This is a genomic window from Stenotrophomonas sp. STEN087 (assembly GCF_056759115.1).
Genome location: NZ_JBRRCR010000005.1, coordinates 22,614 through 42,865, shown reverse-complemented (window position 1 = coordinate 42,865; position 20,252 = coordinate 22,614). Strand labels below are relative to the sequence as shown.

Below are 20,252 nucleotides of genomic sequence, written 5' to 3'. Positions count from 1 at the left end.
GCGTGTGTACGATGTGTATGGTCCGCGTATGAAAAGCGGGGACCTCATCCGGGAACTACGCGCGGCGGGTTGGACCTGCCGTCAGATTCGTGGCTCCCACCATGTATTCGTACATCCGCGTTGCCCGCACATCATTACCGTGCCGCATCCCAGGAAAGATCTGGGAATTGGTCTGGTCCAGGCAATCCGGAAGCTTGCTGGGCTGACGTAGAGGGTCCCATGCGATATCCAGTCTTGATCGAAGCCGGTGACGAACGCACAGCCTGGGGCGTGGTCGTGCCCGATCTGCCGGGTTGTTTCTCTGCGGCCGACACGCTTGATGACGCCCTCAGTTCGGCGGAAGAGGCCGCGCTTGCGTGGATTGACGCCGCGCTGGATGCAGGGCGCTCCATCCCGACGCCGTCTGCGCCGCAGAAGCTCGTGGCCGATGCGGGTACTGGGACTCAGTGGATTCTCGCTTACATCAACATTGATCCCGCCCTGCTGGACGATACTGTCGAGCGGGTCAACATCAGCCTGCCGCGGCGGATCCTTGCAAGGTTGGATGCGCAGGCCAAGGCGGCCGGCGAATCGCGTTCGAGTTACATCGCCCACCTTGCCGCGTTGCGTTGACGCCACGGCATCATTTGCCCATCCACGCCACGCGTGGATGTCGCCCCATCAATACGTGGCGCACTGCCGCCAGCGCACCGGCTCATCCACGCCCGGGCGGGCGTTGAGCTGCACGCGCACGTTGCGCAGGGCGGGGTAGCGCAGCACTTCCTGGCAGACCCGAGGCCATACCGCCTCCAGCTCGCCGGTGCGGTTGATGGCAAGGGTCTGCCGGGTCAGCCAGACGCCACTGGCGATACCGGGCTGGTGGGCCAGTGCGCGTGCCAGTTCGGCCTGGTAACGGTCGAGGGTCGCGATATCGGGATTGAGCTCGTTGCGGCCATTGTCGGCCGGCGCAGCAGGCGCTGCCTCGGCCGGAGCCGCCGGCGCAGGCACGTCCTCCGCGTCTGCTACTGGCGCTGCGTCCGGCTGCACGTCAGGGGCGACCGGCGCCGGCGCGGCTGCTGCAGGCGGCGGCGTGCTGTCGACAGCGGCAGTGCTGGTTTCCACGTGAAGGCCCTGCAGGCCCAGCCCGACCAGCAGGCCCAGGGTCACCGCACCCAGCGCGGAAATGGCGATGCGACGCAGCGCCTCCAGGCGGGCCGTCGAGCGCACGCGCGTTTCAATCTCGGCCGGCAGGTAGGGCTGCAGCAGCGGCCACAGGCGTGGGCCATCCAGCACTTCGACTGACTGCTTTTCAGCGGCGGCCAGGCCATCGCGCTCGACCCGGCCCTCGGTGATCAGCAGGCCACCCTTGGCGCCGCCCAGGCGCGCGACGGCGCCCAGCTCGTTCACCGCGGCCGTACCGATGCGGTAAGCCAGCCCGTGCTTGCAGGAGACCAGCCAGGTATTGGGGCCATCGCTGAGCAGGAAATCACTGCTCGGCTCGCGCACTTCGTCGGTCGGGTCGGCCACTTCGCGCAGGCCGCGCCGCTCGCGCAGCATCCGCTTGATCAGCGTCGAGAACTCGCGCCAATGCATGCCCGCCAGGGCCTGCAGCCCCAGTTGCATTTCCGTTCGCCGCCGCTTGACCCACCACAGATAGACGATTGCCAGGGTGCAGGTAAGCAGGGCCGACAGCAGGGCCAGAATCCAAGGGAGCATGCGGGAAGGGAGCGGAAGGGGCGAAAACGGAAGATGACAGTGTAAAGGCCACGCAGTCATATTGCGTCAGGGCCTTCCCGACATGAATTGTGATGCAGCCCGCAGATCCGCGTGGCGCAGGCACGAAAAAACCCGCCAATCCTGAAGCCGTGAGGGGAGGGAACAAACGGCAGCCGAAGCGATTGGCGGGTTTCTCGCGATTGTCAGCGAATTTTTATTGCATTGCAACAATCGAGGGTCAGGGCACGCTGCCGGGCGATTGGTGGCTGCCCGGTGCCGGCGCATCACTGCCCGAGGCCGCGCGGTTCTCCAGCTTGGCCAGGCGCGCATGCAGCGCATCGATGCGGGCCTCGAGTGCGGCCACGTCATTGGCGGTGGGGACATGCAGGCGCTTCAGCACGCCCTGCACCTGGTCGTCGAAGGCCTTTTCCACTTTGTTCCAGGTGCCGGAGGCCTTTTCGCGGGCCTCGTCGAGGGAGGTCTCCACGTTGTCGCGCCAGCCCGGGCCCTCCTCACCGCTGCGCTCGCGGCGGCGGGATTCCCAGGCTTCGCCTTCCTTCACCAGGCCATCGAAGAAACGGCTGCCTTCGGCCTGTGCGCGGCCCAGTGCACCCAGGCCGGCCAGCCAGACCTGCTGTGCCGAATTGCTGAACTTGCGCGAAAAGCGCTCGGCCTGTTCGCCGAACGAAGCGTCGTCGTCGCGGCGGTCGTCATTCTCGTACTGGTTCATTGCGCTTCCCGGGGGAGTTGGACCTGCCCCCGAGGGTAGCGCGCACGAACGTTGCAGGGCCGTGATGGCCGCTGCCTGGGTTCAGCCCAGCTTTTCCTTCAGCACGCGCTGGATCTCGCTTTCCACCATGCCCTTCATGGCCGACAGCAGGAAGCCCAACTTGGCGGTCACGCGCACGGCGCCCGGCTGCAGCTCGATGGCGCCGTCCACGCCGCTGCCGCTGAAGTTCAGCACGTCGGCGGCCCAGCTGGACTTCAGGCCGAAGCGCTCGCCCAGCTTGGCGGCAACCTGTTCGATCGCCTCGCGGGCCTGTGCATCGGGCAGGGCGTGGGCGTGGCGGACATCGATGGTGGACATGCAGGCTCCTGGCGCTGGGCGGGGATATCAAAGAGGGCGGCCATTGTGCGCATCGGCGGGCGCCACGCCAAGCGCCCGTCGCTGGTTCTTCTGCGTTGGCGAGCAACCTGCTAGTCTGCGCCGCGTGCAGAACCTGCTTGTTCACTTCAGTCAACAACAACAGCCCGACCAGCCCCTGCGGCCCGGGGTGCAGCGCATCGTGCGCCAGGCAAACGGCAGCGTGCGGCTGGGTGACCCCGGCCATGGCGCGCTGCTGCTGGCCCAGTTCTGCATGGACGACCGTGGCCTCTGGCTGCAGGTCGGCAACGGCATCCGCAGCATCCACGTGAACGGCCGCCCGGTGCGGCGCATGGCCCTGCTGCGCGCAGGCGATGCGGTGTATGTGGATGGCGTCGAGATGGTCCTGCAGGGTGAGGTCGAGAGCCTGCTGCAGGCACCGTCGCCGTCGCCGGCCAGTGATGGCATCGCCGATGAGCAGCGCCTGCTGCGCGGTGTCGGCGGCCTGCACCATGGCCGCAGCTACACCCTGTCGCGCCCGCGCCTGGTCGGCCGTGGTGGCGATGTTGATATCGAGATCGACGACCCCGCCTTTGCCGAGCAGCACGCACGGGTGGAAGTGCATGGCGATCGTGTACTGCTGCGCGACCTGGGCAGTGCCGACGGCACCCGGGTCAACGGCGTGGCCGTGCGCCACTGCTGGCTGCAGCCGGGCGACCAAGTGGTCTTCGATGGGCAGCACCGTTTCGTGCTGGAAGTGCCGCACGATCCGCGCCGGCGCCCGCTGCCGGCCGAGGACGACGCCAGCCAGGATGCCGAGCAGGTGGCGGACGCGCCTGTGGCGCCGCGCCGGGTGCGGCGTTGGCCGTGGCTGCTGGTAAGCGCATTGCTGCTGGCGGGTGTGCTCAGCCTGCTGCTCTGGTTCGGCGCGCGCTGACGATCGCGCAGTGACGGTAGTGCCGGCCGGGTCGCAAATGGATACCAATGAAACCAAATTTCCCTTGCCGCACTAGGCCGCAAGGCTGGTGCACTGCGGCATACTAGGGGTCTTGCCCCACAGGTGTCACATGACGCGCGCGTTCAACTTCAGTGCCGGCCCTGCAACCTTGCCGGAATCGGTCCTGCGCCAGGCGCAGGCGGAAATGCTGGACTGGCACGGTGCCGGCGCCTCGATCGTGGAAATGAGCCATCGCGGCCCGGAATTCATGTCCGTGGCGGCCGAGGCCGAGGCCGACCTGCGCCGCCTGCTCGATATCCCCGACGACTATGCCGTGCTGTTCCTGCCCGGCGGCGCCACCACCCAGCAGGCGCTCATCCCGCTCAACTTCGCCCAGGCCGGCCAGCGTGCCGACTACGTGGTCAGCGGCCACTGGGGAAAGACCGCGGTCAAGCAGGCCAGCCCCTACGTCGGCGTCAACATCGCCGCCAGCAGCGAAGCCAATGGCTACCGCGAACTGCCCGAGCGCAGCAGCTGGCAGCTTTCCAACGATGCCGCCTACGTGCACATCACCGCCAACGAGACCATCCACGGCGTCGAGTTCCGTGATGTGCCCGACACCGGTGACGTCCCGCTGGTGGCCGATTTCAGCTCGTCCATCGCCAGCGAACCGCTGGATGTGCGCCGCTATGGCGTCATCTATGCCGGCGCGCAGAAGAACCTGGGCCCGGTCGGCATCGCGGTGATGATCATCCGCCGCGACCTGCTCGAGCGCAGCGGGCAGGCCCGTGCGGACATCTTCGATTACCGCTCGCACGTCGCCCGCGATTCGATGCTCAACACCCCGCCGACCTGGAACTGGTACCTGGCCGGCCTGGTGTTCAAGTGGATGCTGGCCGAAGGTGGCGTGGTCGAGTTCGCCAAGCGAAATGCCGCCAAGGCCGCGCTGGTGTACGGCGCCATCGATGCCTCCGGCGGCTTCTATCGCAACGAAGTCGCGCACTCGGCGCGCTCGCGGATGAACATCCCGTTCTTCCTGCCCAACGCCGATCTCGACGCCCGCTTCGTGGCCGAAGCCAAGGCCGCCAGCCTGCTGGCCCTGAAGGGCCACAAGGTGGTCGGTGGCATCCGCGCCTCGCTGTACAACGCCATGCCGCTGGCCGGGGCCGAGGCGCTGGTCGCCTTCATGGCCGATTTCCAGCAGCGCAACGGCTGAGCAATGAACGGCGCGCACCGTCGGGTGCGTGCCCCGCAACAAGGAATTCCGATGGCAAGCAAACCCAGCAAGAAGTCGCCGAAGAAGGGCGCGTCCGCCAAGGCCGAACCGGCCAAGGCCGCCGCCGCGCCCAAGGGCAAGGCCGCGTCCAAGACCACCCCGGTGCCGACCCAGGCGCCGCTGGCACTGGCCGATGTGCGCTCGAAGATCGACCAGATCGACCGTGACATCCAGAGCCTGATCGCCGAGCGTGCGCAGTTCGCCCACCAGGTCGGCAAGGCCAAGGGCAAGCTCGCCGCCGCCGTCGATTACTACCGCCCCGAGCGCGAAGCACAGGTGCTGCGCATGGTGGTGGACCGCAACGAAGGCCCGCTCAGCGATGAAGTGCTGGTGCACGTCTACCGCGAAATCATGTCGGCCTGCCTGGCCCAGCAGGAGCCGCTGAAGATCGGTTACCTCGGCCCGGAAGGCACCTTCAGCCAGCAGGCCGTGCTCAAGCATTTCGGCCGCTCGGCGATGGGCCTGCCGATGGCCAGCATCGAAGAAGTGTTCCAGGAAGTGGAAGCGGGCAGCGCCGATTTTGGCGTGGTGCCGGTGGAAAACTCGGGGCAGGGCACCATCCAGATCACCCTGGACATGTTCCTCACCTCCAACCTGAAGATCTGCGGTGAAGTGGAACTGCGCGTGCAGCAGTACCTGATGTCGCGCAGTGGTCGCCTGGAAGGCATCGAGCGCGTCTACGGCCACCCGCAGTCGTTCATGCAGACCTCGGCGTGGATGCGCGCCAACCTGCCCAAGGCCGAGAAGATCCCGGTCGCCAGCAACGCCGAAGGCGCGCGCCGTGCGCGCAATGCCGACGACGCCGCTGCCATCGGTGGCGAAAGCGCCGGCCACGTGTACGGCCTGAAGAAGGTCGTCACCAAGCCCATCCAGAACGATGCCGACAACACCACCCGCTTCCTGGTGGTGGGCCGCAACATCTTCCCGACCTCCGGCCACGACCGCACCTCGGTGCTGGTGTTCATCCATGACAAGCCCGGCGCGCTGTTCGATGTGCTCAGCCCGTTCGCCCGCCATGGCATCAGCATGAACCGCATCGAGTCGCGCCCGTCGCACCACGGCAAGTGGGAATACGGCTTCTTCATCGACCTGGCCGGCCATATCGACGACGCGCCGATGCAGGCCGCGCTGGCCGAACTGGAAGCGCACTCGGCGCAGATCAAGGTGCTGGGTTCCTACCCGGTGGCCGTGCCCTGATCGCCGTTGCGGCCGCGTGCCGCGCCCTTTGAAGCACCGCCGGCGCGCCGGCGTTTACGGAATGATCGAACGATGAGCAACGCGCAACACTGGATTGCCCGCAAGGGCCAGCCGCTGCAGGGCAGCCTGACCATTCCCGGCGACAAGTCCGTCTCGCATCGCTCGGTGATGTTTGCCGCGCTGGCCGATGGCACCTCGCATATCGAGGGCTTCCTGGAAGGCGAAGACACCCGCGCCACCGCGCGCATCTTCAGCCAGCTCGGCGTGCGCATTGAAACCCCCAGTGCCTCGCAGCGCGTGGTGCACGGCGTCGGCATCGATGGCCTCAAGGCGCCCAGCGCGCCGCTGGACTGCGGCAACGCCGGCACCGGCATGCGCCTGCTGGCCGGCCTGCTGGCAGGCCAGGCGTTCGACTGCACCCTGGTTGGCGATGAGTCGCTGTCCGGCCGTCCGATGCGCCGTGTCACCGGCCCGCTGTCGCAGATGGGCGCGAAGATCGACACCGAAAGCGATGGCACCCCGCCGCTGCACGTGCATGGCGGCCAGTCGCTGCAGGGGATTGATTTCGCCTCGCCGGTGGCCAGTGCGCAGGTGAAGTCCGCCGTGCTGCTGGCCGGCCTGTATGCACAGGGCGAAACCAGCGTCGTCGAACCGCACCCGACCCGCGATTACACCGAGCGCATGCTCTCGGCGTTCGGCGTGGACATCGCGTTCTCGCCGGGCAAGGCCCGCCTGCGTGGCGGCCAGCGCCTGCGCGCCACCGACATCGTGGTGCCGGCCGATTTCTCCTCGGCCGCGTTCTTCCTGGTCGCCGCCAGCATCATTCCGGGCTCCGAGCTGCGGCTCAAGCAGGTTGGCCTCAACCCGCGCCGCACCGGCCTGCTGCACGCGCTGCGCCTGATGGGCGCGGACATCACCGAAGAAAACCCGGCCGAGCAGGGCGGTGAACCGGTGGCCGACCTGGTCGTGCGCCACGCGCCGCTGAAGGGCGCGCGCATTCCGGAGGAGCTGGTGCCGGACATGATCGACGAGTTCCCGGCCCTGTTCGTGGCGGCTGCCGCGGCAGAAGGCCAGACCGTGGTGACCGGCGCGGCCGAGCTGCGGGTGAAGGAGTCGGATCGCCTGGCTGCGATGGCCACCGGCCTGCGCGCGCTGGGCATGCAGGTGGATGAAACCGAGGATGGGGCCACGCTGCACGGGGGCATCACCCTGGGCAGCGGCACCATCGAAAGCCATGGTGACCACCGCATTGCCATGGCATTCGCCATTGCCGGCCAGATCAGCGGCGGCGAAGTGCGCATCAACGACATCGCCAACGTCGCCACGTCCTTCCCGGATTTCGACGGCCTGGCCCGCAGCGCCGGTTTCAATCTGGTGGCATAAACGGTAGTGCCGGCCGCTGGCCGGCAACCCGCAAACCCGCAACCCCGGCACAAAAAAAGACGGAGGCCGAAGCCTCCGTCTCCCGATCACGAACCCCTCGCTCGCGATCAACGCTGCTCGGTACGGAAATCCACCGGCACGCGCACCACACTCGCGACGGCACGGCCGTTCTGCATGGCCGGCTGGAACTTCCAACCCTGCACGGTGCTCAGCACCGAACGATCCAGGTCACGGCTGCGCTCGCCACTACGCGACACGATGCTCGCCTCGGTCACATTGCCGCGGGTATCCACGTTGAGGCTGGCCACCACGCCGCCCTGCACGCCATTACGCAGCGCAGACGCCGGGTAGGTCGGCTTGTCATTGCTGGCCAGCGGGCTGGCCTCACGGTTGCGAACGGCCGGGGTCGCCTTGCGCTGCTCGCTGGCCGGTGCCGCGTTGCGCGCTGCAGGCGCGGTGGCTACCGGGGTCTCGCTGGCGGGCAGCATGCGCTCACCCATCGGGGCCGGCGCCACGTCTTCCTGGTTCGAGAACCGCAGCCACATCAGTGCGGCGGCAAACATCGCGACAATCAGCGCCAGCCACAGCCAGGGCGAGGTGTGCTGCGGGCGCTCGCTCACATCCTGCTGCAGGTGCGGGGAATGAAGGTGTTCATGGGTAGTAGCACTCATTGCAGACTCCTCGCGTCAGTAACGACGCACAAAGTCTTGCCCGAGGCGGTGTAGCGGTGTGTCAGCGTTGCGTCAACGCAACCGGCAGGGTTCAGGTTGCCTGCGGGAAGCGTTCAGTTACTGCGGCTTGAAGTCGAACGGCACTTCAATGGAGCCCGGCACCGGCTGGCCGTTGCTCAGCGCGGGGGTGAAGCGCCAGCGGCGCACCGCGTCGGTAGCCGCGCGGTCCAGCTCGCGAGAGCCGCTGCGCTGCACCACGGTGATGTTATTGGCATAGCCGGTGGCATCCACGTCCACCCGCACCACCACGCTGCCGGACTCGCCACGGCGCAGGGCGGCGGCCGGGTAGGTCGGCGGCGGCGACTGGCCCGCCACGGGCATCGGCTGGCTGTTGCCGGTGGCCGGCGCTGTGCTGCCCGGCGCGGCCGGGGCCGGTTCGGTGCTGGCCGGCGGCGGCGGGGCAGTTTCCACCAGCTTCGGTGCTTCTTCCTGCACCGGCGCCGGCTTGGTATCGGGCATGTCGCTGGAGCCGGCCGCAGCGGGCAGGGGCTCGGGCAGCGGCTCGACCTGCGCGGTTTCCTGCGGGGTCTGCGTGGCCGGGTCATCGGCGCGGAAAAATTCCTTGTCGCGGCCGGTCAACCAGACCACCACGAACAGCAGCACGCCTACGCCGAAGGCGATGCCGGCGATCTTCAGGGCGTTGCGCGGGATATGCACGGTGAACGACTTGGCAGGCGATGAGCGGGGTGCAGACATGGACCGGACCAGCAGGGAATGCCCCGATTCTGCCACGGCGGGAATGAACCGGGCGGCAGAAATCCGTATAACAGGCGATAATCCCGTTCCTGATACCCACCACGACACCCGCCATGCTTGATCCAGCCCTGCTCCGCCACCAGCCCGCCGACCTCGCCGAACGCCTGCGCACCAGCCGCGGCTTCGAGCTCGACGTGTCTGCCCTGGAGTCCCTGGAGGCCGATCGCAAGCGCATCCAGGTGCGGACCCAGGAACTGCAGAGCCTGCGCAACAGCCGTTCCAAGGCCATCGGCCAGGCCAAGGCCAAGGGCGAGGACGTGTCGGCCATCATGGCCGAAGTGGCCGCGTTCGCCGACGAGCTGAAGGCCTCTGAAGTGGCCCTGGACGAGCTGCGCGAGAAGATCGACACCATCGCCGCCGGCATCCCGAACCTGCCGGCCGATGACGTGCCGGCCGGCGCCGACGAGAACGACAACGTCGAGCAGGCGCGCTGGGGCACCCCGCGCACCTTCGATTTCCCGGTGCTGGACCACGTCGAGCTGGGCGCCCGCAATGCCGGCCTGGACGCCGAGACCGCGGCCAAGCTGTCGGGCTCGCGCTTCACCGTGCTGCGCGGCCAGGTCGCCCGCCTGCACCGTGCCCTGGCCCAGTTCATGCTGGACCTGCACGCCGGCGAACACGGCTACGAAGAAACCAACGTGCCGCTGCTGGTCAACGCCGATTCGCTGCGCGGTACCGGCCAGCTGCCGAAGTTCGAGGACGACCTGTTCAAGACCGCCGTGGGCGAATCCACGCGCTACCTGATCCCGACCTCGGAAGTGCCGCTGACCAACCTGGTGCGCGACGAGATCGTCGACGCCGAGCGCCTGCCGCTGCGCGTGACCGCCCACTCGATGTGCTTCCGCGCCGAAGCCGGCAGCGGCGGCCGTGACGTGCGCGGCATGATCCGCCAGCACCAGTTCGAGAAGGTCGAGCTGGTGTCGATCTGCCGCCCGGAAGACAGCGACGCCGAACACACCCGCATGACCCGCTGCGCCGAAGTCGTGCTGGAAAAGCTGGGCCTGCCGTACCGCAAGGTGCTGCTGTGCACCGGCGACATGGGCTTCTCGGCCATCAAGACCTACGACCTGGAAGTCTGGCTGCCCTCGCAGAACACCTACCGCGAGATCAGCTCGTGCTCCAACACCGGTGATTTCCAGGCCCGCCGCATGCAAGCCCGCTGGCGTAACCCGGCCACCGGCAAGCCGGAGCTGGTGCACACCCTGAACGGCTCGGGCGTTGCGGTTGGCCGCGCGATGATCGCGGTGATGGAGAACTACCAGAACGCCGACGGCACCATCACCGTGCCGGACGTGTTGAAGCCCTACATGGGTGGCGTCGAAACCATCGGTTGAACCCGGTAGCGCCGGGCCATGCCCGGCGTTTTTGGGGTGGGGCATCCACGCATGGCGTGGATCTACGGGGGTGTGGCGCGCGTTTGTAGTAGATCCACGCCATGCGTGGATGAACCTCGCGATCACCCCAACGCCCGCACCTTTTCCAGCGGCACCCACCCGGGCTCGCCCGTCTCCGGCACGCACCACGCCCAGCCATTGAGCGTGCGTACCCCACGCAATACCTGTCCCGGATCCACATCAAGCTCCCGCGCGCAGTAATCCTCCGTGGCAAACGCGCCACCCTGCGCATCGCGCCCGATCACCGGCGCCGGCACGAACCCCGGTTCCTGCCCCTCGGCTTGGCACAGAAACCAGTCCTCCCAGCCCTCAGGGCCCTCATAACGCTCGCCCACCACCAGCGCCTGCCCGCAGCGCAGGGTGATCGGGTGCGGAAACTCGCTGCGATGCGCAGTGGTCACGATGTAGTTCATACCTCAGCCTAGCGTTCTGATGAGTGTCATGCATGGCGCTGCATCCACGCATGGCGTGGATCTACTGCATGTGCTTCGGTAGATCCACGGCATGCGTGGATGGCGCACCGCTCAGGCCAGACACAGAAAAACGGCCCCGCAATGCGGAGCCGTTGGGGTGGGCCGGGATGGGGGAGGGGCGCCCGGCCCGCAATCAGCGCCCCCGACGAGGAGGGGGGAGGGCGCCGATCGCTGGAACGCAGTACTTACGCAGCCACTTCTTCGGCAGCGTGCGACGGCAGGGCGGACAGCGCGCCGGCAATGGCGTCTTCGCGGTGCTTCGGCGAGTAGGCGATGCCCTCGGCACGGACGAACTCGACGTTGTCGATGCCCATGAAGGCGAACACCTGGCGCAGGAAGGGCTCCTGGAAGTCAGCCGGCGAATCGGTGTAGATGCCGCCACGGGCGCTCACCACGATCACGCGCTTGCCACCGGCCAGGCCCACCGGGCCGTTCTCGGTGTACTTGAAGGTGCGGCCGGCCACGGCAACGCGGTCGATCCAGGCCTTCAGGGTGGACGGAATGCTGAAGTTGTACATCGGCGCGCCGATGACCAGGATGTCGGCGGCCAGGAACTGCTGCATCACCTGTTCAGCATCGGTCGCCTCGGCGGCATCGACACCGGCCAGCGAGCTGCTGCGCAGATGAGGTACCGGATTGGCGTCAAGATCGCGATAATCGACCTGCAGGCCGTCAATCTGGTTCTTGAACTGGGCGACCACGGCAGCGGTCAGCTGGCGGGACACGGAATTGTCGCCAAGCACGCTGGCGTCGAGATGCAGAAGCTTCATGGCAGTCACCTATGTTCTGGAAGGGAGGGGCGGTGTTCGCCGCCGACGGAGAGAACGATAGGTTGTTGCACGGACAGGATAAAGGTGGTTCAATGCCACGAATTGTTCTAGATATGGAACTCGGGTATGCATGACCTGAATGACCTGTACTACTTCGCCATGGTCGTCGACCACGGCGGTTTCGCTGCCGCCGAACGCGCCCTCGGCATCCCCAAATCGCGCCTGAGTCGCCGTATCAGCCAGCTTGAGACCGATCTGGGCGTGCGCCTGCTGCAGCGCTCCACGCGCCGCTTCGCCGTTACCGACGTCGGCACCAGCGTGCACCGCCACGCACAGACCATGCTGGCCGAGGCCCAGGCCGCGCGCGAGGTGGTCGACCGCCTCAGCGCCGAGCCGCGCGGCGTCGTGCGCGCCAGCGTTCCCGTCTCGCTGGCGCAGATGCAGCTGCCCAAGCTGCTGCCCAAGTTCCTCGAGCAGTACCCCAAGGTCCGCCTGCAGCTGAACATCAGCAACCGCCGCGTGGACATCATCAATGAAGGCTACGACGTGGCCCTGCGCGTGCGTTCGCGCCTGGATGACGACGGCAGCCTGGTGATGCGCAGCTTCGGCCAGGTGCAGGAACTGCTGGTCGCCAGCCCGAAGTACCTGGACCGCGCCGGCCGCCCGAAGGACCCGGAAGAGCTGACCCAGCACGTCACCCTCAGCATCAGCGAAGACGAGGCGCGCCAGCGCTGGGAACTGCATGGCCCGGAAGGCGAAGTGCGCCGGGTGGACCTGCAGCCGCGCGTGGCCGGTTTCGACTTTCCGCTGCTGCAGAGCATGGTGAAGGACGGGTTCGGCATCACCATGCTGCCGGAAACCGTCTGCGCCGAAGCCGTGCGCAATGGTGAGCTGGAAGTGGTGCTGCCGGACTGGTCGCTGCCGCAGGGCGTGTGCCACGCCGTGTTCGCCTCGCGCCGCGGCCTGCTGCCGGCGGTGCGCGTGTTCATCGATTTCCTGGCCGAACACCTGCCGCCGCAGCTGGAGGCCTCGCGCCTGGATTGCGGTGGCGCGTGCGAGAAGGCCAAGGAGAAGATCAAGGCCAGTGCGCTGGGTGCATTGGCGGTGGATGCGGGTTGAGGGTTGCCTCAACGCTCACGCTGAGCTTTGAACGGTAGCGCCGGGCCATGCCCGGCGTCGCTGTTTCCGGCGTTCGTTACCTTCGCCCAAACAACCTAGCCCAGAACCCGGGTCGCGCCTGTTCCACCGCTTCAGGCTTGGCGATGGTCGGTGTTTCCAGCAAGGCCATCAGCTCCGGGCTGCGTGGCTTCTTCAGGAAGCGCGCGTAGTCCAGATAGCTGGTCACCTTGCTCGTGTGCAGGCTCTGCGGCATTGCCGGTAGCGCGGCGCCCTGCAGTAGTTCCCGCAGCGCCTGCGGGCGGTCCAGGCGGATCGCCTCGAACAGTGCAGTACCGCCGCAGCCGGGCTCGATCTGGTTGGCCCGCTGTGGCGCATCCGTCAGGAGCGCGCGGAGCGCATCCGCGTCATCACGTTTCACCGCTGCCACCAACTGCGCCAATGCCTCGGCTTCCTCGGGCGCAAGACTGTCGCGATAGGCCTGGTCGGCGATCTCACGCGCGTCGCGCCCATCACCGCCTTCGATGCACAGGAAATCGGTGACCAGTGCCACCGGGGTGCCGGATGTATCCAGCGCCCAGTAACTGGGATAGACGCCATCGCCCCAGCCGCTGGTGAACACGACCAGGCCGTGCGGCGAATCCGGGCCCCAGGGGCGGTACTCAGCGCCTTCATCCAGGCCGTCGTGGTCGATCAGCGCATCGGACCATGCTTCGTTGCCCTGATCGATCAGCGCAAGCAGCGCCTGCTGGGTATCGGTGTCCATGAAACAACCGATGCCGGCGTCGACCGGGTAGCCAATGAGGCTTTCCTCATCCAGGCCGGTCAGGTCCTGCGTGGTCCAGCGCGCCATCTGCCAGTGCAGGGCCGACGCAGTCAGTGCCTCGCGCGGTTTGAACCAGGCCACGGCAAGCGCCGGTCGGCCGCTGTGCACGATGAGATCGACCGGATGCAGGCCCAGCGGGGCGGTGTAGTCGGCCAGTGCAGGGGCCTCGGCCTGGACCAGCGGATCGCAGACCACCAGATGCCCGCTGCTGACCGGCAGATGGCCGGCGAAGCTGCGGGTCAGGGCTACCGCGGCGAGCTGGGTGTCGTCCAGCAGGCAGGTGCGCAGGTTCGCCAGATCGAGGTGGGCCATGGCGGCTCCGGTTGCAGGTGATGCCCCGCCGTGCCGGATGCGAAGGGCAGGGGCAAGGGTGGTCTTGGGCAAATGCGCTTCACGTGCGAGAATACGCCGCTGCCCGGGCAACCGGGACCCCGATTGGAGAGATGGCCGAGCGGTTTAAGGCACCGGTCTTGAAAACCGGCGAAGGGTTAAACCTTCCGTGGGTTCGAATCCCACTCTCTCCGCCAAGTCGGCTGGTAAGCCATTGAACTTAAAGGCTTATTTTCTTTCGCCTCGTGGCGTTCCCTACTTTGTTCCCTAAGCGGTCATTTGGTTACAATTGGGCAACGGAGAAGGGGAGTGGTATGACGAAGTCAACTACGTTCGAAGTCGCCTACGGCCCCTTGGTCGACGTCTGCAAGGCTCATGGCATCTCGCGGACGCGAGCATTCCAGTACGCACGTGACGGCCTATTGGAGACGTTCCCGATGGGTAATCGGACCTTCGTGTACGTCGCTAGCGTGCATGCGCTTCCAGAGAGATTGGGCGTCGTTCCTGGGCGCTGTGCTGAGGCGGAAGAGCAATAGCAGGGTGTAGCGCGTTGACCGAGCGCAGAGCGGCTTGCTTCAATTAGACGTTGCGCATGCGCTTTGCCAGCGGCAGTCGTTTAAATACCCGCTTCACTTGCGTGGCTGTCCACTTTTTGCCCCTTCGCGTCAACCAGCCATGGGCGTTTAGCCAATCTGCGTATGCAGTGAGGCTCATGCCGGCTTCCTCTAGAGACGCCCTATAGAGGAGTTCCCCTGTCTCAATGCTGTGGTTGTCCGCCAGGGAGCGTCGTTTCTCGTTGGCTCGATGGGTGCTTTGATTGCGAACTTGCCGCAGGTCGGGATTTCCTCCTGGTCTTGCCATTCAATTCCTAATTGCGAAATGTAAAGTAGCAATACAAATACCTCACGAGAGCATAAAAAAGCAATGCTCCGTGAGGAACGCAATGGATGACCACGAATACGAGGCGAGACAAACTAAATTGCAAAAGGCGCTAGCTAGCCATTTCCTGCAAGACGACTACAATGCCTTCATCACTTTGACATTCAAGTCTGAGGACTCGGTCAGCTACGACTACGCTGAGAAGTCCTTCGGCCGCTTCATGCATGCGCTCAGGTGCAGCCTGTTCAAGAAAAAAAGCACATACAGGATGCCCTTGGTCCCGGTTGTTGAGAGTTATCCGGGGAGGCAGTTGTGCAGCGGCGCCCCGCATGACCCAACTGAGCGGACTCATATCCACTGCAGTATCAAGCTTCCCGGAAATCCTTTGGACCACAAGGAATTGGTTCGAACATGCTGGCTTGGTGCAGGGTCGGTATGTGGAGACCCGAGAATCTACTGCCCTGACGGTGAGCGTTGGTACATGCCTCTTCACACACCGGAATCGATGAGGAAGCGCGTCAACTACTCATTGAAGCAGTGCTGTGTGGACCACCAACCGGTGCTTTGGAAATTTGCGCGCAAGATTCGGACTACTTGATTAGCGGCTAGACTGCTTCCCTGTGGTGCGCCAAATTCAACGTTGTACATCGCTGAGGACGTCGGAGCTGGGGATTGGCCGCCCCAGCTCTTGACTAAACTATTGTCCAAGTTATAGCCCTCTGCATGCCAATACATGAGCACACGCCGTCCCTCAGGGCCACAGACTTTAAAGCTATAGCCTGAAGCTGAAGCTTGAGTTTGTTCAATGATAAATGTTCAGCCGCGACGCGGAGGTGGCGGTGGAATGTAGCCCTTCCCAGGAGTGCGCAGCCCTCCGTCATTGGGCTTTCCTGATGGTGGACGGTGTGGCGGAGGAGTTGGTTGCCGGTTTGGTGGGGTGGATGGCTTCTTGTCGGACATGCTGTTTCTCTCGTGACGATAAATTTACGTAGATAAAAGACGCCATGAAGCAGACGCCGACTACAAAAAGAACGGCGCCCAAAGCATTCAGGTTCCCTGTTATGCGGGCAAAGATGCCCCCCGGAGTATTACTGTAGATGGACCCGTCATCGCACTGACGAATTGCTCGCCGAAGAGCAAGGTGGCTAAAGAAGTAGGATGAGAGGATTGCCAATGAACTTAGGCCCCAGCCTACCCAGGAGAGCAGAAGCAGAACTGGCTCAACTATCGCGTCAGGTCCAACGATATCCTTTACAAAAACAAAGGAGATGCCAAGTGCACCGCCTGACAGCGACAGAACAGCCTTATCGAAGTCGTCCTGGGCCTTCTGTTCGGCAGCAATTAGCCACTGTCTGTACTCATTGGGAGGGCGCTTGACGGGTTCGCAGGCGCTTTCGTCGCTCTCAGTCATCGCTCCACACCTTCAGGCCATATGACAATGACTTTGATACCAGTTTGCTCTGCGTACTTCACTACGTCGGCTGTGCCGCCGAGACCGCGAGCACTCTTGCCGTCCCAAGCCGCAACAAGTACATCGCAATGTTCCGCAATGTACTTTCCAGCAGCCATGTAGGCTGCTTCTGTTGGGCTAGTGAACTCCAGTGTCCTTGTCTTTGTAGCCAGCTTGAGTAGGCGCTGGAACTCCAAGCGGCTCTTTCCCTCAAATGTGGTCTCGTACCCTTGTGAGGGAACAACAACCTCAAGTTGCCCGTCGCACTCAAGCACAGTACGAGCGAAGATTTGGTCGCCCCCTTCGGCGAGCGCACACACCCCTACTAGTGCGTTGGTTTCGGTGAAGAGGTCCTGCAGCCGTTGTTGAAGCAGTGTTGCTGCTTCCTCCGGGAGGTCTTGATGTCCTGAGAAACCAATTCTCATATAGCTCCCCTAGCGGCGATTCGCCAATAGTGGCGGCCTAGGCGAGTCAGACGGCAACTCAGGCTATGAATTGCCGCATAGTACATGTGTTCGTTCCCAACCGGTTCCAACAGCTTGGCAGCTCTAAACTTTTGCAGTACCGAAAAAACCTCCTCGTGTTCTGGGTGGTCCGGTGCTGCATCTGGCTCGTAGCTTGGGTCAAGAGGCAGCTCGTAGCTCTCGGTAGGGAAGATAGTCGGCAGTCTCCTCAGCAGTGGAAGAGGCACAGCTGGTTCGCATTTGCGTAGAGCATTCAGCCTCTCAAGATTGCTCTTGAAGGTGGGGCGCTGGCTCCAAGCTCCTAGTGACTCGCTTAGGTAGGAATAGGCATTCGCAACTGTCACGTGGCCAAGTACGTCCGAAGCCCCGCCATCTAGTGCGCCGCCAAGATAGAAGGAGAAGACGCCCTGACCGTTGTTCTCTCCAGCCGGTTGGTCCGCTCTGCTTGCAGAAAGAATGGCAACTCCTGGTCGAAGAAGAGACAAATCGCCTCCTATTACACCTGTCCCCCCGGCACCACCGGAAAAGCAGCAGTCGAGAATGATGATTACTTCACCAACCTTCGATTCCCTCACCTGAGAAAGAATTTTGGAGAAGGCTACTCCTTCATCTCCTGGCAGCCCGTCGGCTGTGCAAATAGTGACATCGCTGGCTTCCGCCTGCCCGTGGCCCGCGAAATAGAGCACTGCAACATCGGCTCCAGGGGCCAGAAGCCTCGCGATGTTCGACATCAGCAAAGCCTTGGTGACCTTAGAGCTGGCACTTGTGAGCGGAACTACTTCAAAGTTCGGAGAATCATCTTCATGTCGTTCGAACAGAGGTTGCAGCGCGATAACGTCGTTGACACATCCTCGCAGCGACGAAAAGTTGTCGTAATCGTCAATGCCGACAAGCAATGCTCTGCGCATTCAAAGGCCTTCGATGAACTTCTTGATGCTATCCCATGACCACTCAACGATTGGATAGTTCGCCATGAAATCGGGTTTGGTGCGGTCGCTGGTGTAAGCCCACACGCCAAGAACAGGCTTTCGTTCCTTGCCTGCGCACGCAACCTCCCACCGTTGCCCTGAGGAGTTCAGAGAGTCGCGGCTAATCAAAGCGATGACGCCGTCTGACCGACGGATGCGTGTTTCTACCTTGCTCTTCCAGTCAGAGTCATAGGCTTCCTTAACCGACATATCGATGTACTCGAAGGGGCAGTTGGTGAGAAGGGACTGCCCCTTTAAGAAGTCTCTCATCCGCTCATCTTCGATGGCGAACGCGACGAAAACGACTTTCTTGCTCATAGCTACAACTCCTTTTGAAAGAGCATCGCGTGAAGAAGTTCGACTCGATATTAAATGCTTACTGAACGAATTCCAAGTCAAATTCTATACAACTTGAGACGGCTCGGTCTCTGTACAAAAAACCATTCCAGAATGGTATTCTCGTAACATCTAGAGGTTTTGAGGCGGCTCATGCAGGTCATCGGCTACGCGCGCGTGAGTTCAGCGGGGCAATCGCTGGACGTTCAACTAGATAAGCTGCACAGGGCAGGGTGTAGCCGGGTCTATCAGGAGAAGCGTTCTGGTCGTCAAGCTGAGAATCGGCCGGAGCTACAAGCGGCGTTGGAGTATCTCCGCGACGGGGACACGTTGGTCGTGTGTCGCTTGGACCGCATGGCCCGGTCAGTGCTGGACCTCGCCAAAATTGCCGAGCTACTCAAGCGGAAGGGTGTCAGTCTCCGGGTGCTCGACCAAGGTCTGGATACGACCACGTCAGAAGGCAAACTGATGTTCAACCTGCTAGGAGCCTTCGCAGAGTTTGAGGCGGATATCCGCGCCGAGCGCCAGCGAGATGGCATCGCGCTCGCTCAGCAGAAGGGCGTCCAGTTTGGCCGCAAGAGGGCGCTCACGAGTGAGCAGGGGGAGCGCATCCGTAGGCTTCGAGCCGAAGAAGGGTTCAGTATTGAGCAATTAGCTGACCGCTTTTCCATCAGTAGAAGCAGCGTATACAGAGCCCTTGCTGCGACTGGATGAATCCCGTGCCGGCATTGGGGGCATTGGGGGATGAAGGCACGAGCAGCATGCAGCGTCGCTATTGGCAATGCGTGGACTCATTCGCCCGCGAAGTCTCTCGCCAGCATAGTGGATGCTGATGAGGGAGAGATGGCGTGCTCGCCGGAGAACCGCTGTGCGACCGCGTATCCTTCAGACCTAAACTGGCCCAGGCGGTCCTGCAGGCTTAGGGTTAGGTTGGTGTCCATCACCAGCCGAAGTGCGGTACCGGGTAGGTTACATGCAAAGTCTGTCTTTTGCCCGGGAGTGAGTAGAACCCCGGATTGACCGCTAGCAATGAAGAAGCTCCCTCCGTTCCGGCAAAGTCTACTGGTCATATAGAGGCCGTAGCCCGAGTTTTGCCAGTGGTCCCCCGGTCTTCTGCGGACCCCGCGATACATCTTGCCCGATATACTTGGCATCAGTGACAGCTGCAAAGCCGTTCTGTCGGAGTCAACCTCAATGTAGGGATTTGCCGCGAGAGAGGCGCGCACTCCCATGCCTGTGTCCAGTACCGCAATCTCAACACGATGCCGTGTCGGCCAGTATTGCGCGCAGTAGGCAAGCTTCTCTGACTGTGAGTGCTCTACCGCATTTCTGAGTATTTCTCGCAATGAGTAGGTTAGCGTATCAACTAGCTGGCCTTCATGCAGCCTAGTGAGAACGTGGGCCAGTCGTCCCGACTCGCGGTCAAGGAACTCACCAACGGGTTCGTAGCTCTGGGCGGCTTGCTGCCTAATCTCTTCCACATTCAAATAGGTCAGGGGCAGATAGTTGCCGCTGCCTTGAGCTTCGCCTGGCCGATTCCCGTGCTCTAGACCAAAGGCTTGGAAAAATCCCATGTGCGCTGCGTAAGTGGACTCTGCATGATTCTCCGCGCGGAAGCGAGTTTCGGGCCTGGAAGTCCGAAATCGCTTCAATTCAGAAGCAAGCAGGGCCATTGTGAATGGCTCGATTCTACCCATTCGGCCGAAATCAAACGTGATTTCCTCGCAAGCCTCCAGTGACCATAGGCGTGTGCAGAAATTTAGAGCCTCCCGAAGAGACAAGTTTTGAGGCACCCTGATAAGCAATGTGTCACCTAGTTCTATCGGGTTAGTGATGAATGGAACTGAAGGTAGGCATCAATCGCCACCGTTGGGCGGGCCAGATGCTCTGGCTCTAAGGCTCGCTACTAACTTCTTTTGCTCAGCCAAAGGCAGCCTGCTGACTAAGAGGATGACGTCTGCTAGGGCATCACTATCTGCGAGGAGGTAGGCAAGTGGAACTCCTAGCTCTCTAGCTAGTCGAGCAGCTGTATCGAAATCCGGCTCCGACGTCCCTAGCTCATACCTTGTCACCCTGCTAGACACAACGTCCTCCGATAGCCCAATGCGGCGGCCCAACTCTCGCTGCGAAATGCCTCGTGATAGGCGCGCCTCCTTGAGGCGCTTGGTGAACATGCTGCGTGGCTTA

24 protein-coding genes and 1 tRNA gene are annotated in these 20,252 nt (G+C 63.5%); 10 read left to right on the top strand and 15 right to left on the bottom strand.

Going from position 1 to position 20,252, the window contains the following annotated elements; all coding sequences use genetic code 11:
• Positions 1-28 precede the first annotated feature (28 nt).
• Both ACVOK1_RS02520 and ACVOK1_RS02515 read left to right on the top strand, forming a co-directional pair.
• Positions 29-211 carry a type II toxin-antitoxin system HicA family toxin gene (locus ACVOK1_RS02520; RefSeq protein ID WP_481561009.1) on the top strand — a complete coding sequence of 61 codons (183 nt, stop codon included), beginning with the start codon at positions 29-31 and terminating at the stop codon, positions 209-211.
• Positions 212-219: 8 nt separating this feature from the next.
• Complete coding sequence (locus tag ACVOK1_RS02515) at positions 220-612, top strand: type II toxin-antitoxin system HicB family antitoxin (protein WP_108769219.1); 393 nt, start codon at positions 220-222, stop codon at positions 610-612.
• 48 nt (positions 613-660) lie between these two features.
• On the opposite strand, the gene ACVOK1_RS02510 is transcribed toward ACVOK1_RS02515, so the two are convergent.
• The 3 genes from ACVOK1_RS02510 to ACVOK1_RS02500 all read right to left on the bottom strand — a co-directional run bounded on the left by ACVOK1_RS02510 (position 661) and on the right by ACVOK1_RS02500 (position 2,782).
• Positions 661-1,695 (bottom strand): restriction endonuclease, encoded by a 1,035-nt coding sequence (locus tag ACVOK1_RS02510; RefSeq protein ID WP_481560981.1) that lies wholly within the window; start codon positions 1,693-1,695, stop codon positions 661-663.
• Positions 1,696-1,933: 238 nt separating this feature from the next.
• The gene (locus ACVOK1_RS02505) at positions 1,934-2,425 is read right to left on the bottom strand and encodes a phasin family protein (protein ID WP_481560980.1); all 492 of its coding nucleotides are present in this window, start codon (positions 2,423-2,425) and stop codon (positions 1,934-1,936) included.
• Positions 2,426-2,506: 81 nt separating this feature from the next.
• Entirely contained in the window at positions 2,507-2,782 is a 276-nt protein-coding gene (locus ACVOK1_RS02500) for a polyhydroxyalkanoic acid system family protein (protein ID WP_079222346.1), read from the bottom strand.
• 124 nt (positions 2,783-2,906) lie between these two features.
• Here ACVOK1_RS02500 and ACVOK1_RS02495 point away from each other — a divergent pair, with 124 nt between their 5' ends.
• The 4 genes from ACVOK1_RS02495 to aroA all read left to right on the top strand — a co-directional run bounded on the left by ACVOK1_RS02495 (position 2,907) and on the right by aroA (position 7,572).
• Entirely contained in the window at positions 2,907-3,716 is an 810-nt protein-coding gene (locus tag ACVOK1_RS02495; protein ID WP_333628165.1) for an FHA domain-containing protein, read from the top strand.
• A 130-nt stretch (positions 3,717-3,846) separates the two neighbouring features.
• A complete protein-coding gene (gene serC / locus ACVOK1_RS02490) occupies positions 3,847-4,932 on the top strand; it encodes a 3-phosphoserine/phosphohydroxythreonine transaminase (protein ID WP_481560979.1) in 1,086 nt (361 codons plus the stop codon).
• Positions 4,933-4,983: 51 nt separating this feature from the next.
• A complete protein-coding gene (gene pheA, locus ACVOK1_RS02485) occupies positions 4,984-6,189 on the top strand; it encodes a prephenate dehydratase (RefSeq protein WP_481560978.1) in 1,206 nt (401 codons plus the stop codon).
• 72 nt (positions 6,190-6,261) lie between these two features.
• Complete coding sequence (gene aroA, locus ACVOK1_RS02480) at positions 6,262-7,572, top strand: 3-phosphoshikimate 1-carboxyvinyltransferase (RefSeq protein WP_481560977.1); 1,311 nt, start codon at positions 6,262-6,264, stop codon at positions 7,570-7,572.
• A 107-nt stretch (positions 7,573-7,679) separates the two neighbouring features.
• On the opposite strand, the gene ACVOK1_RS02475 is transcribed toward aroA, so the two are convergent.
• Positions 7,680-8,243: an energy transducer TonB gene (locus ACVOK1_RS02475; protein ID WP_481560976.1), complete on the bottom strand. Its 564-nt coding sequence runs from the start codon at positions 8,241-8,243 to the stop codon at positions 7,680-7,682.
• Positions 8,244-8,360: 117 nt separating this feature from the next.
• Positions 8,361-8,999 carry an energy transducer TonB gene (locus ACVOK1_RS02470; protein ID WP_481560975.1) on the bottom strand — a complete coding sequence of 213 codons (639 nt, stop codon included), beginning with the start codon at positions 8,997-8,999 and terminating at the stop codon, positions 8,361-8,363.
• A 113-nt stretch (positions 9,000-9,112) separates the two neighbouring features.
• On the opposite strand from ACVOK1_RS02470, the gene serS reads away from it, so the two are divergent.
• Positions 9,113-10,393, top strand: coding sequence for a serine--tRNA ligase (gene serS / locus ACVOK1_RS02465; protein WP_481560974.1), 1,281 nt, complete (start codon positions 9,113-9,115; stop codon positions 10,391-10,393).
• 122 nt (positions 10,394-10,515) lie between these two features.
• Here the strand turns inward: serS and ACVOK1_RS02460 are convergent, their stop codons facing one another.
• Together ACVOK1_RS02460 and ACVOK1_RS02455 are read right to left on the bottom strand one after the other, a co-directional pair.
• Positions 10,516-10,866, bottom strand: a complete 351-nt coding sequence (locus ACVOK1_RS02460) for an SH3 domain-containing protein (protein WP_481560973.1) — start codon at positions 10,864-10,866, stop codon at positions 10,516-10,518.
• 245 nt (positions 10,867-11,111) lie between these two features.
• Entirely contained in the window at positions 11,112-11,696 is a 585-nt protein-coding gene (locus ACVOK1_RS02455) for an FMN-dependent NADH-azoreductase (RefSeq protein ID WP_079222337.1), read from the bottom strand.
• A 126-nt stretch (positions 11,697-11,822) separates the two neighbouring features.
• Between ACVOK1_RS02455 and ACVOK1_RS02450 the strand changes: the two genes are divergently transcribed.
• The gene (locus ACVOK1_RS02450; protein ID WP_079222336.1) at positions 11,823-12,815 is read left to right on the top strand and encodes a LysR family transcriptional regulator; all 993 of its coding nucleotides are present in this window, start codon (positions 11,823-11,825) and stop codon (positions 12,813-12,815) included.
• 76 nt (positions 12,816-12,891) lie between these two features.
• Here ACVOK1_RS02450 and ACVOK1_RS02445 read toward each other — a convergent pair whose 3' ends face one another.
• On the bottom strand, positions 12,892-13,950 hold the full coding sequence (locus ACVOK1_RS02445; RefSeq protein WP_481560972.1) for a DUF4241 domain-containing protein: 1,059 nt from the start codon (positions 13,948-13,950) through the stop codon (positions 12,892-12,894).
• Between the two features lie 125 nt (positions 13,951-14,075).
• Between ACVOK1_RS02445 and ACVOK1_RS02440 the strand changes: the two genes are divergently transcribed.
• Positions 14,076-14,165 (top strand) — tRNA-Ser (locus ACVOK1_RS02440).
• A 382-nt stretch (positions 14,166-14,547) separates the two neighbouring features.
• On the opposite strand, the gene ACVOK1_RS02435 is transcribed toward ACVOK1_RS02440, so the two are convergent.
• The 5 genes from ACVOK1_RS02435 to ACVOK1_RS02415 form a co-directional block, all read right to left on the bottom strand.
• Positions 14,548-14,829, bottom strand: a complete 282-nt coding sequence (locus ACVOK1_RS02435; RefSeq protein ID WP_171955520.1) for a recombinase family protein — start codon at positions 14,827-14,829, stop codon at positions 14,548-14,550.
• 895 nt (positions 14,830-15,724) lie between these two features.
• Positions 15,725-16,258, bottom strand: a complete 534-nt coding sequence (locus ACVOK1_RS02430; RefSeq protein WP_340043986.1) for a hypothetical protein — start codon at positions 16,256-16,258, stop codon at positions 15,725-15,727.
• Positions 16,255-16,722, bottom strand: a complete 468-nt coding sequence (locus tag ACVOK1_RS02425) for a hypothetical protein (protein ID WP_481560971.1) — start codon at positions 16,720-16,722, stop codon at positions 16,255-16,257. Before ACVOK1_RS02425 ends, ACVOK1_RS02430 begins: the two co-directional genes overlap by 4 nt.
• Positions 16,719-17,669, bottom strand: coding sequence for a caspase family protein (locus tag ACVOK1_RS02420; RefSeq protein WP_283220796.1), 951 nt, complete (start codon positions 17,667-17,669; stop codon positions 16,719-16,721). Before ACVOK1_RS02420 ends, ACVOK1_RS02425 begins: the two co-directional genes overlap by 4 nt.
• Entirely contained in the window at positions 17,670-18,047 is a 378-nt protein-coding gene (locus ACVOK1_RS02415; RefSeq protein ID WP_283220795.1) for a TIR domain-containing protein, read from the bottom strand.
• A 171-nt stretch (positions 18,048-18,218) separates the two neighbouring features.
• Between ACVOK1_RS02415 and ACVOK1_RS02410 the strand changes: the two genes are divergently transcribed.
• Positions 18,219-18,779 carry a recombinase family protein gene (locus tag ACVOK1_RS02410; RefSeq protein WP_283220794.1) on the top strand — a complete coding sequence of 187 codons (561 nt, stop codon included), beginning with the start codon at positions 18,219-18,221 and terminating at the stop codon, positions 18,777-18,779.
• 77 nt (positions 18,780-18,856) lie between these two features.
• Here ACVOK1_RS02410 and ACVOK1_RS02405 read toward each other — a convergent pair whose 3' ends face one another.
• Positions 18,857-19,738, bottom strand: coding sequence for a hypothetical protein (locus ACVOK1_RS02405; protein ID WP_481560970.1), 882 nt, complete (start codon positions 19,736-19,738; stop codon positions 18,857-18,859).
• 183 nt (positions 19,739-19,921) lie between these two features.
• Complete coding sequence (locus tag ACVOK1_RS02400) at positions 19,922-20,239, bottom strand: helix-turn-helix domain-containing protein (protein WP_481560969.1); 318 nt, start codon at positions 20,237-20,239, stop codon at positions 19,922-19,924.
• Between the last annotated feature and the right edge of the window lie 13 nt (positions 20,240-20,252).

What these genes read in the sequence shown, in the direction of transcription:
- ACVOK1_RS02520 (WP_481561009.1), top strand. Translation starts at nt 29, where the DNA reads ATGAAAAGCGGGGACCTCATCCGGGAACTACGCGCGGCGGGTTGGACC.
- ACVOK1_RS02515 (WP_108769219.1), top strand. Translation starts at nt 220, where the DNA reads ATGCGATATCCAGTCTTGATCGAAGCCGGTGACGAACGCACAGCCTGG.
- ACVOK1_RS02510 (WP_481560981.1), bottom strand. Translation starts at nt 1,695, where the DNA reads ATGCTCCCTTGGATTCTGGCCCTGCTGTCGGCCCTGCTTACCTGCACC.
- ACVOK1_RS02505 (WP_481560980.1), bottom strand. Translation starts at nt 2,425, where the DNA reads ATGAACCAGTACGAGAATGACGACCGCCGCGACGACGACGCTTCGTTC.
- ACVOK1_RS02500 (WP_079222346.1), bottom strand. Translation starts at nt 2,782, where the DNA reads ATGTCCACCATCGATGTCCGCCACGCCCACGCCCTGCCCGATGCACAG.
- serC (WP_481560979.1), top strand. Translation starts at nt 3,847, where the DNA reads ATGACGCGCGCGTTCAACTTCAGTGCCGGCCCTGCAACCTTGCCGGAA.
- pheA (WP_481560978.1), top strand. Translation starts at nt 4,984, where the DNA reads ATGGCAAGCAAACCCAGCAAGAAGTCGCCGAAGAAGGGCGCGTCCGCC.
- aroA (WP_481560977.1), top strand. Translation starts at nt 6,262, where the DNA reads ATGAGCAACGCGCAACACTGGATTGCCCGCAAGGGCCAGCCGCTGCAG.
- ACVOK1_RS02475 (WP_481560976.1), bottom strand. Translation starts at nt 8,243, where the DNA reads ATGAGTGCTACTACCCATGAACACCTTCATTCCCCGCACCTGCAGCAG.
- ACVOK1_RS02470 (WP_481560975.1), bottom strand. Translation starts at nt 8,999, where the DNA reads ATGTCTGCACCCCGCTCATCGCCTGCCAAGTCGTTCACCGTGCATATC.
- serS (WP_481560974.1), top strand. Translation starts at nt 9,113, where the DNA reads ATGCTTGATCCAGCCCTGCTCCGCCACCAGCCCGCCGACCTCGCCGAA.
- ACVOK1_RS02460 (WP_481560973.1), bottom strand. Translation starts at nt 10,866, where the DNA reads ATGAACTACATCGTGACCACTGCGCATCGCAGCGAGTTTCCGCACCCG.
- ACVOK1_RS02455 (WP_079222337.1), bottom strand. Translation starts at nt 11,696, where the DNA reads ATGAAGCTTCTGCATCTCGACGCCAGCGTGCTTGGCGACAATTCCGTG.
- ACVOK1_RS02450 (WP_079222336.1), top strand. Translation starts at nt 11,823, where the DNA reads ATGCATGACCTGAATGACCTGTACTACTTCGCCATGGTCGTCGACCAC.
- ACVOK1_RS02445 (WP_481560972.1), bottom strand. Translation starts at nt 13,950, where the DNA reads ATGGCCCACCTCGATCTGGCGAACCTGCGCACCTGCCTGCTGGACGAC.
- ACVOK1_RS02435 (WP_171955520.1), bottom strand. Translation starts at nt 14,829, where the DNA reads ATGGCAAGACCAGGAGGAAATCCCGACCTGCGGCAAGTTCGCAATCAA.
- ACVOK1_RS02430 (WP_340043986.1), bottom strand. Translation starts at nt 16,258, where the DNA reads ATGACTGAGAGCGACGAAAGCGCCTGCGAACCCGTCAAGCGCCCTCCC.
- ACVOK1_RS02425 (WP_481560971.1), bottom strand. Translation starts at nt 16,722, where the DNA reads ATGAGAATTGGTTTCTCAGGACATCAAGACCTCCCGGAGGAAGCAGCA.
- ACVOK1_RS02420 (WP_283220796.1), bottom strand. Translation starts at nt 17,669, where the DNA reads ATGCGCAGAGCATTGCTTGTCGGCATTGACGATTACGACAACTTTTCG.
- ACVOK1_RS02415 (WP_283220795.1), bottom strand. Translation starts at nt 18,047, where the DNA reads ATGAGCAAGAAAGTCGTTTTCGTCGCGTTCGCCATCGAAGATGAGCGG.
- ACVOK1_RS02410 (WP_283220794.1), top strand. Translation starts at nt 18,219, where the DNA reads ATGCAGGTCATCGGCTACGCGCGCGTGAGTTCAGCGGGGCAATCGCTG.
- ACVOK1_RS02405 (WP_481560970.1), bottom strand. Translation starts at nt 19,738, where the DNA reads ATGGCCCTGCTTGCTTCTGAATTGAAGCGATTTCGGACTTCCAGGCCC.
- ACVOK1_RS02400 (WP_481560969.1), bottom strand. Translation starts at nt 20,239, where the DNA reads ATGTTCACCAAGCGCCTCAAGGAGGCGCGCCTATCACGAGGCATTTCG.